Consider the following 263-nt stretch of genomic DNA (forward strand, 5'->3'; position numbering starts at 1 on the left):
ATCGTCGAATTCCAGCACCGAGTTGGTGTAGCCCCGGTGCGAGACGTTGCGATAGCCGTCGCGGACGGTGAAACCCTTGGTGCCCTTGTCGACGAAGAAGGCGGTGATCTTCTTCTTCTTGCCGCGCGGGGTGTCCTCCTCGCCGGTGGCAAGGAAGGCGATGGTGAAGCCCGCGATATCGGCATGGCTGATGAAATGCTTGGTACCGTTCAGGACCCAGTCGCCGCCGTCTTGCCGTGCCGAAGCCGACATCCCGCGCAGGT

Annotated in this window: 1 protein-coding gene; it reads right to left on the reverse strand. The window is 62.4% G+C overall.

The window, feature by feature from the left end:
* Positions 1-263: acyl-CoA dehydrogenase family protein (locus BTA51_RS29245; protein ID WP_210404978.1), on the reverse strand; the 263-nt coding region annotated here is incomplete at both ends.

This window comes from Hahella sp. CCB-MM4, from assembly GCF_002260525.1.
Classification (GTDB): Bacteria; Pseudomonadota; Gammaproteobacteria; order Pseudomonadales; family Oleiphilaceae; genus Hahella.